This is a genomic window from Agrobacterium sp. CG674, assembly GCF_053521645.1.
This window is the reverse complement of sequence record NZ_JBNWDZ010000013.1, coordinates 44,517-59,058: the sequence shown is the minus strand read 5'-3', so window position 1 is coordinate 59,058 and position 14,542 is coordinate 44,517. Positions and strand designations below refer to the sequence as shown.

The 14,542-nt window shown below is 57.2% G+C and carries 15 protein-coding genes; 6 read left to right on the top strand and 9 right to left on the bottom strand.

What is annotated here, in order from left to right; genetic code table 11:
- On the bottom strand, positions 1-741 hold a 741-nt coding region (locus ACQZ51_RS22410; protein ID WP_448780690.1), incomplete at its 3' end, for a BapA/Bap/LapF family prefix-like domain-containing protein.
- Positions 742-827: 86 nt separating this feature from the next.
- Between ACQZ51_RS22410 and ACQZ51_RS22405 the strand changes: the two genes are divergently transcribed.
- Positions 828-1,241, top strand: coding sequence for a hypothetical protein (locus ACQZ51_RS22405; RefSeq protein WP_448780688.1), 414 nt, complete (start codon positions 828-830; stop codon positions 1,239-1,241).
- Between the two features lie 55 nt (positions 1,242-1,296).
- Here ACQZ51_RS22405 and ACQZ51_RS22400 read toward each other — a convergent pair whose 3' ends face one another.
- Together ACQZ51_RS22400 and ACQZ51_RS22395 are read right to left on the bottom strand one after the other, a co-directional pair.
- Positions 1,297-2,691 carry a TolC family outer membrane protein gene (locus ACQZ51_RS22400; RefSeq protein WP_448780686.1) on the bottom strand — a complete coding sequence of 465 codons (1,395 nt, stop codon included), beginning with the start codon at positions 2,689-2,691 and terminating at the stop codon, positions 1,297-1,299.
- A 248-nt stretch (positions 2,692-2,939) separates the two neighbouring features.
- Positions 2,940-3,386 carry an Rrf2 family transcriptional regulator gene (locus ACQZ51_RS22395; protein ID WP_448780684.1) on the bottom strand — a complete coding sequence of 149 codons (447 nt, stop codon included), beginning with the start codon at positions 3,384-3,386 and terminating at the stop codon, positions 2,940-2,942.
- 283 nt (positions 3,387-3,669) lie between these two features.
- On the opposite strand from ACQZ51_RS22395, the gene ACQZ51_RS22390 reads away from it, so the two are divergent.
- Entirely contained in the window at positions 3,670-4,575 is a 906-nt protein-coding gene (locus ACQZ51_RS22390) for an alpha/beta fold hydrolase (protein ID WP_448780682.1), read from the top strand.
- A 177-nt stretch (positions 4,576-4,752) separates the two neighbouring features.
- On the opposite strand, the gene ACQZ51_RS22385 is transcribed toward ACQZ51_RS22390, so the two are convergent.
- Positions 4,753-5,793 (bottom strand): AraC family transcriptional regulator ligand-binding domain-containing protein, encoded by a 1,041-nt coding sequence (locus ACQZ51_RS22385; protein ID WP_448780680.1) that lies wholly within the window; start codon positions 5,791-5,793, stop codon positions 4,753-4,755.
- Between the two features lie 187 nt (positions 5,794-5,980).
- Between ACQZ51_RS22385 and ACQZ51_RS22380 the strand changes: the two genes are divergently transcribed.
- Positions 5,981-6,655 carry a glutathione S-transferase family protein gene (locus tag ACQZ51_RS22380; protein ID WP_448780678.1) on the top strand — a complete coding sequence of 225 codons (675 nt, stop codon included), beginning with the start codon at positions 5,981-5,983 and terminating at the stop codon, positions 6,653-6,655.
- A gap of 99 nt (positions 6,656-6,754) precedes the next feature.
- Here the strand turns inward: ACQZ51_RS22380 and ACQZ51_RS22375 are convergent, their stop codons facing one another.
- A complete protein-coding gene (locus tag ACQZ51_RS22375; protein ID WP_448780695.1) occupies positions 6,755-7,507 on the bottom strand; it encodes a class I SAM-dependent methyltransferase in 753 nt (250 codons plus the stop codon).
- Between the two features lie 206 nt (positions 7,508-7,713).
- On the opposite strand from ACQZ51_RS22375, the gene ACQZ51_RS22370 reads away from it, so the two are divergent.
- On the top strand, positions 7,714-8,403 hold the full coding sequence (locus ACQZ51_RS22370; RefSeq protein ID WP_448780677.1) for an aspartate/glutamate racemase family protein: 690 nt from the start codon (positions 7,714-7,716) through the stop codon (positions 8,401-8,403).
- Between the two features lie 111 nt (positions 8,404-8,514).
- Here ACQZ51_RS22370 and ACQZ51_RS22365 read toward each other — a convergent pair whose 3' ends face one another.
- The gene (locus tag ACQZ51_RS22365) at positions 8,515-9,369 is read right to left on the bottom strand and encodes an AraC family transcriptional regulator N-terminal domain-containing protein (RefSeq protein WP_448780693.1); all 855 of its coding nucleotides are present in this window, start codon (positions 9,367-9,369) and stop codon (positions 8,515-8,517) included.
- A 162-nt stretch (positions 9,370-9,531) separates the two neighbouring features.
- Here ACQZ51_RS22365 and ACQZ51_RS22360 point away from each other — a divergent pair, with 162 nt between their 5' ends.
- Positions 9,532-10,275 (top strand): SDR family oxidoreductase, encoded by a 744-nt coding sequence (locus ACQZ51_RS22360; RefSeq protein ID WP_448780675.1) that lies wholly within the window; start codon positions 9,532-9,534, stop codon positions 10,273-10,275.
- Positions 10,276-10,465: 190 nt separating this feature from the next.
- Here the strand turns inward: ACQZ51_RS22360 and ACQZ51_RS22355 are convergent, their stop codons facing one another.
- The 3 genes from ACQZ51_RS22355 to ACQZ51_RS22345 all read right to left on the bottom strand — a co-directional run bounded on the left by ACQZ51_RS22355 (position 10,466) and on the right by ACQZ51_RS22345 (position 13,310).
- Positions 10,466-11,626, bottom strand: a complete 1,161-nt coding sequence (locus tag ACQZ51_RS22355; protein WP_448780673.1) for an MFS transporter — start codon at positions 11,624-11,626, stop codon at positions 10,466-10,468.
- Entirely contained in the window at positions 11,623-12,201 is a 579-nt protein-coding gene (locus ACQZ51_RS22350) for a TetR/AcrR family transcriptional regulator (protein ID WP_448780671.1), read from the bottom strand. The genes ACQZ51_RS22355 and ACQZ51_RS22350 overlap by 4 nt, the downstream gene beginning before the upstream one ends.
- Before the next feature lie 215 nt (positions 12,202-12,416).
- Positions 12,417-13,310 carry a LysR family transcriptional regulator gene (locus tag ACQZ51_RS22345; protein WP_448780670.1) on the bottom strand — a complete coding sequence of 298 codons (894 nt, stop codon included), beginning with the start codon at positions 13,308-13,310 and terminating at the stop codon, positions 12,417-12,419.
- Positions 13,311-13,423: 113 nt separating this feature from the next.
- Between ACQZ51_RS22345 and ACQZ51_RS22340 the strand changes: the two genes are divergently transcribed.
- Positions 13,424-14,254: an SDR family oxidoreductase gene (locus tag ACQZ51_RS22340; protein WP_448780668.1), complete on the top strand. Its 831-nt coding sequence runs from the start codon at positions 13,424-13,426 to the stop codon at positions 14,252-14,254.
- Positions 14,255-14,542: the final 288 nt, after the last annotated feature.

The following is a 14,542-nucleotide window of genomic DNA, read 5'->3' as shown; positions in this document are numbered from 1 at the left end:
GGCGTCTGCATCCGCGTCAGCATCGGCATCGGCATCCGCATCGGCGTCAGCATCCGCGTCCGCGTCGGCATCGGCATCCGCGTCAGCATCTGCGTCAGCGTCCGCATCGGCGTCAGCATCCGCATCGGCATCGGCGTCGGCATCTGCGTCAGCATCAGCATCAGCATCTGCATCGGCATCGGCATCGGCGTCAGCATCCGCGTCGGCGTCGGCATCGGCATCGGCGTCAGCGTCAGCATCGGCATCCGCATCACCATCGGCGTCCGCATCCGCGTCAGCATCCGCATCCGCGTCGGCGTCTGCGTCAGCATCCGCGTCGCTGTCGTCGCCGGAAGATCCACCGAGAGCAAGCGCTCCACCTCCAGCCAACAGGCCGAGGGCTGCAAGGCCGAGAATAGAGCCATCACTTGTTGACGCGCCGACGAGCTGGTCGACGCCTTCAATTTTTGAAAAACGGAAGTCAACCAAGCCGTCGCTATGCTCGCCTAACCACAGGTTGCCATCTTCGTCCTCAAGCACCAGCTCGCTATGTTCGCCATCGACCTCGCGGTAAAAATGCCCGATGCGAATGGTGTCGCCGGAGCGCATTCGAAGGAGGAGATCATCACCGTCACGCACGAAGTCTGAGACATCATTTCGATCGGCCCGGATCTGCACGATACTGGGCTTGCCCGCATTCAAGTTATCGAGTGACACGGTCCGAGAACTACCAGCGACCTTGTCGGTTATAACAGCAACCATGCAACCGTCCTCCTGCAACGCGGTACAATTGGCGACAGGAAAGCACTGCCGCCTGAGACATCAGGCACATCGACGAAACTGGATTTATGCGAACAACGACCGCCGAGAAGCGCGATGCTCCCACATCAACGATCCTGTCTATTAGGCTCGGAATGTTCTCCGGTGCCCTCTCCTACTCTCATATTTGCACAAAAAATGAACTCTGCAAGAAAAAAACAACCGAGGGGAGCATTAGCAATCACTTTTGTAATGACGCGTGGGACGTGGAGGCGACCCAATATTCGAAACTGTTGCGCGCGCCGGCTCTGTTTCGCCACGCCATTTCCGCCAAACAGATCACAGCGAACGGGTTCCGGAATTTTGATGTGAACAAATATTTTATCTCGAATCACAATTGTGCGCTTCCGAATTTTGCTGCGTTTGAGACCTGCCCCCAGGTCATTCGTTCATCGGGAGATGCTGCGCAGGAAGAAAGCAGAAGAGAAAACGGCTCATTCTAAAAGTTGATAAAAATTAAATATATGCGGGCTTGACGAATTAGTGACGTTGCTGGCTCTACAGGGAGATACCCTGTACGGTTTGACCTTCCAGCGAGAAAGCTTCTCGCATCCGTCCTCCATTGAAAGCGCAGTCGATATTCAGCCTGTGGAGGTCGTATTGGATATTGCTGATATCGAACCTCGCGGCATGAAGCTCCTGATCGGCGTTGAGGAGGTCGAGCAGGGTTCGTGTGCCCAGTTCAACATATTGTGTTCGATAGAGATCACGCGTTTGCCGCATCGTCGATTGCCGGGTCGAGAGCGAGCGGCGAAGATTTTCCTTGCTTGCAAGTTGACTGCCTGCCTCGGTGAGGTCGCGCAAAATGTCGACCCGCGCCCGCGCCTCGGCAGCCTGGGATGCCCCAAGCGCCTGCATGGACATATTTCGCCGGGCGCTCGTGGCGCCACCATTGTAGAGGCTTCCTGTAACCTTCAATCCGACAGTGTAGTCTGGGTCGAGCGAGCTGAGCTCGGTAACATCGACGCCAATGCCTGCGTCGAGAGACAGCGTCGGCAGCCCTTCAGCCTTGGCCAGGCCAATCTGCGCGGCCGCAGCTTCGCGATCTGCCGCCGCCTGCATGACTGCCGGCACACGTGACCAGTCCAGATTTGTCGTTGAATTGCAGGTCTTCGACAGCCATGATGGTACAGTGTCCGATACCTCGACCCCTCCGGGGATACCGCTCAGGTTTGCAAGAACTGCTTCCCAGCGCGATAGTTGTCCTTCGATTTCAAACAGCGTGGCCTCGGCGGCCTGAACACGCGCCTCGGCCTGCAGCAGATCGGAACGTGTGCTCGCGCCCTTGTCCGTACGCGACTTCACTAGTTCGAGAATAGATTTCACATCCTTGATCTGGTCACGGGCGACGCCCCGCAGGGAGCGGTTGCGCTGAATTTCAATCACCGAATTTGCCGCTTCGCGCGCAAGGTTGTCCACCGCCATCAAAACCTGCGATTTCCGACCAGCGATCCCTGCTGTGGCAATCTTAACGCGGTTGTCGACTTTGCCAAAATCGTAAAGCATCTGCGAGACGTTGAAGTTCAAATCCGGGCTATAACGATCGGAGCTGTTGGTGTTGTAGGATGAATCCAGTCCCCAGCTGAAATTCGGAAGATAGCCGGCACGAGCCTCGTTAACGGACTCGGTCTGCTGACGAAGCCGCCCAACACTCTCTGTGACGGCGGGATGCCAATCAACGGCCTTCCTGACCGCAGTTTCGAGTGACAGAGGCCCCTTATGGTATGTGCTCATGGACTTCGCCGGCCGGACAACGCCAAGTGGTGCGCGGGTCACCCCAGGGAGATCGCTACCACCCGTCCGCGCGCCGTTGTCTGATACATTGGCACCCGTCTGTCGGTTGCTGTCGCTGGGCCGGCTCGCGCAACTGGTTGTCACAAAGCCCGCAGCCATGATGCATACAAACGCTCGAAGCCGACGAACTCGCATTGAACATTCCACCTTCTGACCAGAAGAATAATTAATCTGCCAGTACGAGGAACGAAACCGTGGCCGTTGGTTTACCGATATGAAACCGGTCAAACGCTAGGACTAGAGGCACATGGTTAACGATGAGTTAACCATGTGGGGGTGACTGTTAACCATGTATATCCCCGCGCCTTGGCCGCAGAGTGGGTGATGCGAGGAAAGGTTAGGGAGATTTAGTGGTTGAACGCCGCACGCGTGCCTGCTGCGTGCGCGTTGAACCTCTCTGAAAGATCGGCAAGCGTGACTTTTGAAAAACGGTCCATAAGCTGTCTCTCCGCATCCCCAAGAATGTCAGCAACGGAATAGTTTACCGATGCTTCCACTGCGCAAGTTGGATTATCGTTGTCCGATCCAATCGTGAACAACCTCTGCGTCCCTACAGCCTGGTAGATATCGAATAATGTGATGTCACTCAGGGCTCGACCTATTGTCCACCCGCCATAATGCCCCTTTTCTGCCCGCACGAGCCCTGCTTCGCGCAATCCGGCAAGGGTGCGACGAACCACGGCGCCGTTTGTTCCCAACATCTCCGCGATCTGCTCTGAGGTAAAAGAGCCGTTGTGGTGCGCCATGTGCAGAAGCACGTGGAGCATCCGAGATAGCCTGCTGTCCTGTCGCATGTTTTGTCTCCGGTCGCACTTACTACGTTATGTAACTTTAAACGCAACATGACATTGACAACACCAAGCATCATGTGCTTTTGAAAGATACATAACAGGCCCATGCATAACCAACAAGGCGGACATGGTGATTACATCACAGCACAATACGGCCTTCCTACCCCAATCGCGGGCGGAGGCGCACAGATCGGTACGGCCGTGGCCATCACGCAGCGGTAGTCCTCAACTCTAAGGAAAACATATGTACAGAATGAATTGGGCTGCTGCCTTCGGGCTCGCGGCAATGGCGACCGTCGCTCTTTTTTCCTTTACCTCTACCGCTCAGCCCGTCGCTGTCACGGACCAGACTATCGAAGTGGCCGGTCAAACCTTCCGATACCTTTCCGCTGGTAAACAAGGCAATGTTATCGTGCTGCTGCATGGCTGGCCGCAAAGCGCCGACGAATTTAGCGGCTTGATGAGTGAGCTGGCCGAAACCTACGTGGTTTACGCGCCGGATCTCAGTGGAATCGGCGGCACCAATGCGCCGGATCAACGCTGGGACAAGGCCTCGCTTGCGGAGGACATGAAGAGCTTCGTCGATGCTCTTGGCGTCGAGGACCCTCTCATCGTCGGACACGACATCGGCGGCATGGTCGCCTATGCCTATGGCCGCCTCTACCCTGAAGAGGTGAGCGGCGTCGCGGTTCTAGACGTTCCGATCCCCGGTCTTGCGCCGTGGGATTTAGTGGCGGGCAGCCCCCAGGCCTGGCACTTCGACTTCCACGCGCAACGAGGCCTTGCCGAAACACTGGTGACGGGCAAGGAGCGCGACTATCTGCGATATTTCATGGACAAGGTCTCCGCGCAGCCGGGTGTCATAACCGATGAAGCAATCAAGACCTACGCAGAAGCATATGGGACGCCTGATCGCCTGCGGGCCGGTTTCGAACTCTACCGAAGCTTTAAAGAAGACATCGTCTTCTTCCAGAGAAAGAACGAAGAGTTCAAGGTGCCGATGCTGGTGGTGGGCGCGGAATTCTCGACCGCTGCGGCATTGCCTTTGATGGCGCAATCCTACGCGGCACAGGGCGTCACCAACCTCCGAACCCTGACCGTGAATCAATCGGGGCATTGGCTGGCCGAGGAACAGGCAGAACCGACGCTGAACGCCATCGAAACGTTTGCCGTAGAGGTGTTCAACCGATAGTCTGGTGTGGGGCGGCAGTCGCGGGACGCCTGCTGCCCTCGTCGTCTCGGTCCCACGCGAAGTCGTGATCAGGCTAGGCGCTGTCGCCGCCTTCTCAGAGGTCTCTTGAGGTAGTCGGTGTTCGTCAACGCGGAGCATTTCATCGCAGCCTCGACCATCGTCGCCAACAGACCCGTGTCAAGGAGACGGGTCTGCCGTTTGTGAGGCTGCGTGCTTTGCCCGCCATCTGCGCGGGGTCATTTTCTCCCAGCTTTTGAATGAGCGGTAGAATGAGCTCGAATCGTCGTAGCCAAGGAGAAAAGCCACTTCCTCTATCGTGATAGAGTCATCCAAAAGAAGAGACTTGCTCAGCTCTTGCCTTGCTTCGTCGAGCAGTGCACGAAACGTTGTTCCTGCGTCGCCTATGCGCCGTTGCAACGTCCTTTCACTCAGTCCCAGCTCCTGAGCAACGTCGGCGATATCCGGCCGACCGCTCGCCAGACGGCGCTTTAGGACAAGTGTGACGTGGTCTGAAAGGCTGCCTCGCATCTCGACGTCTGCAAGGGCTGCAGTGAGTGCTGGCGTCATTATCGACAGCATTTCAGGGTTATGCCCAACGAAGGGAAGGTCCAGATCCCCTGCTTTCAGCACAAGTTTGTCACGATCCGCCCCGAAGTGGATAGGACAACCGAAGTAATGCTCATGTGTCGCCGTGGCTTGGCCACTCCTGGCGTATTCCACAACCACTGGAACAATATGCTTTCCAGTGCCACGTCGACCTAGCTCAACGATCATAGCCAAGCTGGCATCGACAGAGAGGGCTGGCTCAGCTCCCGTGCCAGTTGGCCAATCCGTTACAAGTGCAACAGTGCCATCGCGTTCTTCAAACCGCATTTTGTCCGGGCTGCATATCCGCTTGAAGCGTGCAATTCGCTCCAGGCCGTCTCGATAGCTCGCAGCGAAGGACGCTGCCAGAAATGCAAGCTTATGGTTTGCCGTGCTCGTGTTTTCCACCATCCGCAGACTGAAGCCGGGGTCGGCGGACAGCGTTTCAATAGCTTCCCATACTGCAAAAAGCTGCGGTGTACTGATCACCGCGGTCTCATCAAGATAAAGCATAGACGGCAGTTTCGCCTGACGCAGCACAGCGGATGGTCGCAGCCCGAGGCTTTCAATTCCGTTCCAAAATGGGCGCGGTAGTCTGCATCGATCGGAGGCCGGCGAAAATTTCATCGTCATAAGGGGTACTCCTCAACGGGATATCCTCGACGCAGCATCTGCAGTCGCGCCTTGCTGAGGCCATGCCCAAGGTCGCAGCGGGGCATAGAGGACAATGGCGTCGTTTGCAAGTTTTTATGGCGTCTTATGCCTTAGTGTGAGGTCGAGGTATCCCTATGATGTAGGCACCATTACAAGGAGCGGTACATTGACCATCAAACTTTACACGAATCCGAACTCAAGAGGACGCATGGTTCGCTGGATGCTTGAAGAAACAGCAGCGGATTACGAAACCGTCGTGCTCGATTACCAAAAGGCGAGCGCGGACGACGCCTGGGGTGGCGCAGCCCTCGAGAAACCTGCCGTGACTAATGCGGATAGCGAACAGGCGCGTTTTTTCAGGGAAATCAATCCAATTGGCAAGATACCTGCGATCGAGCATGATGGTCACGTTATCAGCGAGAGTGGAGCCATCATCGCTTATCTTGCCGACGTCTTTCCGCTCGCGAACCTTGGCCCAAGAGACCATGAGATTGCTGACTACTATCGGTGGATGTTCTTCACCGCTGGCCCAGTCGAGCAGGCCGTGACCAACAAACGCGCAGGCTTCGTCCCTCTTCCGGAGCAGGAGTTCTTTTTCGGTCATGGCAGCTATGAACGTACGCTGGATCAGCTTGAGTACGCCGTGACGAGACACCCCTATATTGCTGGTGACAGGTTCACCGCTGCGGACGTATATGTTGGTTCACATATAGGATGGGGTTTGGGCCTTGGCACGATACCGCCACGAGAGGCCTTCGTGAAATATGCCGGAAATCTTGTAACCCGAGATGCCTATAAGCGCGCAGTTGAACTCGACAACGCGTTGCTTCAAGCGGGTTGAGGCCATCATCTTTCTGGTGCCGGTCGGAAGAACGACGTTTGCCACGATCTGACAAAATTTTAGGCCGAGCACTGGCTCGGCCTTTTTGCTGACTGCGATCTAGCCGACGACCCGTCCGGCCACAAAAAATGCCTGGTCCCAGGCGGTCGCACCACCGAAGGCTTGGTGTTCACTTGCGAGCCGTTGCGCAAGTGTGTCGACCTGCACCTCCCCTTCCGTGCTAACGCCACGCTCGACCAATCTGGGCAGCATCACACGCATAAGTGTAGGCAGGAAGGAAGGCTGGTCAGGCTCAATGAGGACGAATTCGCTGTAGGCCTGAATAATAGAAAGACCCAGTACGCGCATCTTTTCGACGAGGTTCAAACCAAGAGTGACATCGCCACCCTCGGCTGCGACCGTATCCCATGTCCAGTCGTAAAGCTGCTGATGTAAGGGAAGAGCTGCATGATCAAAGGGCACGTCCCGGCGTGCATGCTCTTGAAATGCCAGCACCGCACCGGGTTTTGCCAATCCGACCAGACGGGAAAGCGTTGCCGACGTGTCCGGCAAATACATGAGGATACGACGTCCGACGATGACGTCAAATCTGCCAAGCTCGGGCAGGTCGCGGGAGAGATCGACAGCGCGATAGTGGATGGGCGCCGCATCCGGGTCTTTGCTTTTGGCGCAGGCGGCCTCCAACGTGGACTGGTTGCTGTCTATTGCAACGACCTCTCCTGACGGACCGGCCAACCTGGCCACCAGTCTACTCAGATCGCCGTTTCCACAGCCGACATCAAGGACCCGTGATCCAGGTACGATGACTAAGCTGCCAAAGAAACGGGGGCTTTCGGAATTTGCGGGGTTCATTGCCGCTACGGAATCTGTGTGTAACATCATTACGTTCTACTCGGAGCGCGCTTCTTCGGCAAGCGGAGCGTTGCTCAATGTGAAGGCGATCTATGACACGGCTTCCCACTCGTCGACGTTGCCGGACGATCGCTTCGTGCTATGACAACCGTTACAGGAGGTGACATCTACCTCATAATCGGATACCTACCACGTGGAGAAAACACATGAAGACAATCGGAATTCTCGGCGGCATGTCGGTGGCATCTACACAGACTTACTACCGGGAACTGGCCAGGCTCGCGAGAGATAGGCTCGGCGGTCTACATTCGCCGGAATTGCTCATCCGCTCTGTGGACTTCGACGGAATAGCAAAGCTTCAGGCGGCGTCCGACTGGCACACTGCAGGACTTGTCCTGAACGCTGAGGCCCGGGCGCTGGAGCGTGGCGGTGCACAGTTGCTGCTGCTTGCGACAAACACCATGCACAAGGTGGCTGATCAGATCGTTGATGGCGTCGAGATACCGCTACTGCATATCGCCGACGCCACAGCCGACATTATCGCAAGCCATGGGCTGAAACGTCCCGGCTTAATGGCAACCGCCTTCACGATGGAGCAGTCGTTTTACATCGATCGGCTCAAAGCCAAGGACTTGATCCCGATCGTCCCGGACGCGGAAGACCGTGCCGAAACTCACCGTATCATCTATGAAGAACTCTGCCGTGACATGATCAAAGACGATAGCCGAACCATCTTCGAAAGCATCGCCCAGCGACTGACGGCGAGAGGCTGTGACTGCCTCATCCTCGGATGCACCGAGATCGGGATGCTTTTGAGCCAGCAAAACGTGTCAGTGCCTGTCTTCGATACGACCTTGATCCATTGCGAGGCCGCCCTGTCTGCTGCGCTCAGTTAGACCGCGTCTCTGGCTGAGCGCGCGATGTGCTCTCGAATGGAATGGGTTTGGTCTGATCTCAGCACCCCTGCCTTCATGGTCGCAGCACAATAGCACCATTGGTCATGACTATTATCGCCGAACGGCTGCTCTGATTTCCGAGCTTGTCAAATCAGATACGGGCGGTGTGCCGAACATGCTTTTATATTCACGGCTGAACTGTGAAGGGCTGACATATCCTACAGAAAAGGCCACGCTTGAAACGCTGATGCCACCCGTGGACAGCAGTTGTCGTGCTTCCAGAAGACGCATCTGACGCTGGAAAACCAAAGGGCTATGGCCTGTGACTGCTTTGAAATGCCGATGAAACGAGGTCAAACTCATTCCCGCGGCTTCCGCCAGCTCGGCGACGACAAAGGGTTTGTCCGCATTCGCACAAAGCCAGTCGGCTGCTATCTTGATTCGACGCGAGCGGTTATCGCGCTGGCCCAGCTGGCGAAGAGTATCACCCATCGGGCTCTGAAGGAGGCGATAGTAAAGTTCGCGTTCGTGCTGCCGACCGAGCATTGCGACGTCGTCAGGAGCGTTCGTGAGCGCAACAAGGCGCAGCAGGGCCTCCCCGACAGATCCAGAAATATTACCGCCAGCCGCTGAGCAAACCCATCGGTCTTCAGCTCTTTCCATATTCATAATCACGTCGACCAGAAGGTCTACATCGAGATCAAGACTAACTGCCACGTAAGGCGCCCCGACCGTGGCGTTTGAGAAATGCCCGACGAATGGAAGCCCGAAGGATGTCGACGCGCACTCTCCTGGTTTAAGCTCAAAGCGATTTTCCCCCAATCTCAACACCTTCGTTCCCTGAAGAACGGCGTAGAACATCGGCTGAAAAAGCGCCGGAGTTGGCGATGTGGATCGCGTACTCGACCAGATTCTGAGCCGCGGTAGAGCCGTCGCGACGGCTATTGGGCCTGGCTCATAAACCACCAACGGCCTCACCTGGTCGAGGAGGCGGTCGACGATGTGATTGTGTTCGTTCATACGGTCGTAAGTAACGGAGTTGGCACAATCAGGCAAGGCTCTGGCATGATCGGGAATGCCCGCCAGCTCTGCAATCGCTATCTTCAGTGCGAAGCAAAGGAGAATTTGATGACCGCTCAGCTAACTGCTCTGATTACAGGCGCGAATAAAGGGATTGGGCGCGAGATCGCCCGCCAGCTTGGCAAACTGGGATACGCCGTCTGGCTCGGGTGTCGAGACGTGGGACGAGGACGTAAAGCGGAAGAGGAATTGCGCGCGGAAGGTATCGATGCGCACTTGGTACATTTGGATATCACTGACGTCGCGAGCGTCCGGGCAGCGGTGGCCTACGTAGAGCAGAAATCGCAACGTCTAGACGTTCTCGTAAACAACGTTGGCGTAGGCTCGGGTTTTGGTAACCAGGCGAGTGATGAGGAAGTCGACGAGATCCGTGCCATGTTTGAAACCAACGTGTTTGGCACAATCAGGGTAACGCAGGCATTTCTCCCGCTGGTTCGGCAATCTGCATCGGGCCGTATTGTGATGATGAGTAGCGGGTTGGGGTCCATGGCACTCACCGCGGACATGAAATCTCCCACCTGGAGCGTTGCAGCCATGGGCTACTCCGCTTCAAAGGCGGCACTCAACATGTTTACGGTAAAGCTGGCAAAAGAGCTTTTGGCTGATGGTATCAAGGTGAACGCCGCTTGTCCTGGCTCGGTGGCGACGGATATGGGCGGCTCCGGTGCGCCCCGGACGGTCGAAGAAGGAGCGGCTATTGCAGTCCGACTGGCGACGCTCGACTGGATGGGTCCAACCGGGGGCTTCTACCATGACAATGAAGGACTAAATATCGCCCCGTACAGCTGGTGATAAACGATCTATGCAAACAGAGCTTTGTCTCGGACTAAGCGTGGGACACCGCCGGCATCGGTGGCAGTCGAACTGACGTTGGTGAAGGAAGCGAAGAGAATTCCGCTTCCTCCAAGTGAGGCCGTGTCGTCTCCTGCGCTAACACGGGTCGTGTCACGCGATGCCACCGAAGTGCTCTCGGATCGAAAGTTCAATCCGACCTCGTCTCGGTGCCTTCCCTCCCGGGTGCAGCACTCCACAACGCGGCGCTCCCCATGATTGCCGCAAATGATATGAGCGCTGTAGCGCTTCCGGCGTGGTCTAAAACTGCTCCGAACAGCGGCGCGCCAGCGGTTTGGCCAAGCGCCAGAGCGAGAAAGGGAATGCCGAGGCCAAGCGCTGGACGATCTTCGTACAAAACGATTCCCCACATCATGAACGTGCCCGTAGCGACAATGTAGGCCACGCCGAATAATCCCATAACTGCAAAGCCTGCTAGTGGTAAAACCGTCGCGCCCACCAGACCGACCAGGCTGAGCGCCATGCAAGAAACCGACAAGCGGTGAGCGAAACGTAACCCGAAGTAGTCCGTTAGAAGGCCTGTCGCTGCACCGACCGATCCGCCGATGCCAAGCGCTATCCATGCCCACGCAATGGATCTGTCAGAGAATCCCAGCTCATCGCGCATCAGGTTTGCGCCAAAGGTCCAGATCGCAGTGCTGGCGCTGCCAGCAAGAAAAGCGCTGATGCAAAGCCGCCCTGCCCCTTCGCGAAACAAGTGCTTAATCGACCACGTGCCGTAAGCACTGGCCTTGGTTGCAGTGGTTGTGGGCATTGCAAACCAGAGCCACACTGTCACAACTGCGCCTATCAGGGCGAAAACCGCGTAAAGCTCCCTCCACCATCCCGGAAATGCCAGGACCGCGACACCGGATGCCACTATGCCTACCGCAGTGCCCGAGTTGATCACACCGTTCGCACGCGGCCGATTGCCTTCGTCAACACCTTTTGCAACCGCCACAGCAAGTGGAGGTGACGTCAGGCCCGTACTCAGCCCAGCCAGAGCAATTGCCAGACCAAGCTGCCAAGGCGTTTCAGACACCGACACCAAGCCCATTCCCAGTGTGGCCGTCAAGCCTGCCAATCCTGCGACCCGCCGCTCGCCCATAGGCACCTCGAAGACAAGAGCAACTGAGATCCCGACGCAGTACGCGGCAAAGGCTCCACCGCCGATCCACCCGGCGGCTGAGGCATCAAGGACGAGGTCGTCACGGATATACGGGAGTTGCAGACCATAGGCGAAGCGGGCTAGCCCATAACTCAGCGCCGTCAGGGAAAAGGCAGCGGCGACGAGGTTAGCGTTCCTTCTCATCGCAGGCGCTCCTTTGCCGATGCAACGAGAGCAAGCGCCGCTCGCTTGGCAGACTTGATTGGAGCGCCATCGAAAACAGTGGCGGCTGCTGTGGCTCCCTCGAATAGAAGCCATACCTGAGTGCTTAGCTCTGCATCCCCGCCGCCTAAGCAGACTTCGACGCGCCTACCGATCTCTTCGCGAAATTCTCGTTTCTGTTGTTGGACAAGCGCGGCTATCGCCTCGTTCGCACCAGCATACTCACTGTAGGCGCGCAGCAGCATGCACCCTCTCGCACCATGCTCCACCATCCACTCCTCCTGGACGTCGAAGAGGTGTCCAATCGGGTCGTCCGGAATTTGCCACTCTTTAAGCTTCGTCATGAAAGTGAGATGGCGCTTTTCGAGAACGGCGGTGACAAGCCCGTCACGCGATCCAAAATGCTTGTACAGTGTTCGGGTAGAAGCCCCTGAGGGAGCAAGGATGGTATCTACGCCGACACTGTGAAAACCGTGATCCTCGAAGACCCGCTCAGCAGCGGTAATAATATCAGTTCGTTTTTCCATGCCAGCAAATATACAACGATCGTTGTACATCACAAGGAGCTGGTATCACTTCTTACCTTTATCTCCTGAACTTGAAACTTGTCGTCACGTCTACCGAAGCTCATGCGAAAGCGCCTGATACTCACTGCACCAGACTCCGGCGGGCGGCATGACTCATCCTAGGCCGCGCCCAACGCCCGCTCATAGTTGTAACTGAGCACCTGTTCTGCTCCGCCGCCGCATCAAAGACGGACGATGTGTAAAATTCAGCCAGCCTGTTTCAGCACGTCTATGAACGCCCGCAAACCCGGGGGCACCTGACGGTGGCCGGGATAATAGAGGCAGAGCCCCGGCATCCACGGACACCAGTCTTCCAGCACAACCACCAGCTTACCCGCGGCGATGAAAGGCTGCGCCACCCGGTCGGCGACATAGGCGATGCCCATGCCGCCCACAGCTGCCTCAGCCATCAGCCCGACATGGTCGAGCGTCAGCGCGCCCGGCACATCGACCACCATCTGCTGTCCAAACCGCTCGAATTCCCAGCGAAACAGCTTTCCGCTCGGAAAGCGGAAGCGGATGCAGGCATGCGCCTTCAAATCGTCTGGGACTTTGGGAGCCAGCCGCTGTGCCAGGTAATCGGGTGAAGCCACGGTAAGAAACCGGGTGTCGCCGCCGAAGTGGACGGCGATCATGTCCTGCGGCACCGCCTCACCCAGCCGGATGCCAGCATCAAACCCGTCGGCGACGATATCGATCAACTTACCGTCTGTGACCAGATCCAGCCCCATTTCCGGATAGCGCGCCAGAAATGTCGGAACCGCGGCCGACAGCAGCAGGCTGGCAGCAATCTCGCTGCTGTTGATGCGCAGAGTGCCACTCGGCCTGTCGCGAAACAGTGACACTTCCGCGAGTGCCCCATCGAGATCGCGCAGCAGCGGCAGCAGCCGCGCTAGCAGTCGATCGCCGATCTCAGTCGGCGCGACGCTGCGCGTCGTCCGGTTAAGCAACCGCACACCAAAATTTTCCTCCAGCACCCGCATCATATGACTGAGCGTCGAAGGCGACAGGCCGAGTTCATCAGCTGCTTTGCGAAAACTGCGGTGGCGCAGAATGGCGGCAAAGGCCGAAAGTTCGGTGAGCGTCGGAGTGCTATTCATGGGTTCTCTTCACCAGCTTATCCAAGATTGTTTGGATAGTAACATCAATCAAACAGAATATCTTCCCTGTCATCCGCCGCATCTCCGCGGCCGCCTAAGAAAGGATTTTAACCGTGACAAAGACTTGGTTGATTACTGGCACCTCCTCCGGCCTTGGCCGCATCATGACCGAAAAACTGCTGGCCCGCGGCGATCGGGTTGTAGCTACGCTGCGCAAGCACGCCGCACTCAACGACCTTAAGGCAGAATATGGCGACGCCCTGTCAATCGCCACCCTCGACCTCACCGACACACCTGCCATTTACCGGGTGGTGACCGAAGCTTTCAATTTATTTGGACGGATCGACACCGTCGTCAGCAATGCTGGCTATGGGCTTTTCGGCGCGGCCGAAGAGGCGAGCAGCGACCAGATCCGCACTCAGATCGACACCAACCTGATTGGCTCGATCGAGCTGATCCGCGCCGCCCTACCGCATCTGCGTGCCCAAAGCGGCGGCCGCATCCTCCAGGTCTCATCCGAAGGCGGACAGATCGCCTATCCGAATTTCAGCCTCTATCATGCCACCAAATGGGGCATCGAGGGTTTTGTGGAATCCGTATCGCAAGAAGTCGCCCCGTTTGGTATCGCGTTCACGCTGGTCGAGCCTGGTCCCGCCCGGACAGAATTCGGCGGCGGCCTAGTGACGCCTGTGCCGATGTCCGTCTACGACAAGACACCGGCCGGCGACGTGCGCCGGGCCGTTGCCAGCGGCACCTTTGAGATCAAGGGAGATCCAATCAAGATGGTCGATGCGATCATTGCTTCGGCCGACCGGGCAACCGCCCCCAAACGCCTGACGCTTGGCGCTGGTGCCTATGCGTCGATCCGCAAGGCCCTGACCGAACGTTTGGCTGAACTCGAAATGCAGAAAGATATCGCCATCTCCGCCGACAGCGACGCATAACCTTTTCGCTCGATACGACACCAACGCCGGGTAGGTAAAACCTGCCTGGCGCAACTTGCTGGGACGGCATTACCTGCTCAACGGTTCAGGCGAGGACTGGATTGCGCCCGGCTTGGGGTCCAGGCTGCTTCAACATTTGTGACCGACTTGACTGTTGGTGGGAAACCGGCGTGCATCAGCCGCACGGTATGGACAGCCCCTCAAGACGCGGAGTGTATGGGGCGAGCCTGCGGGATATGAGCTCCGTGAAGAGCTGCACGCGCTTCGTTTGGCGTGCCTCCCCGCAGG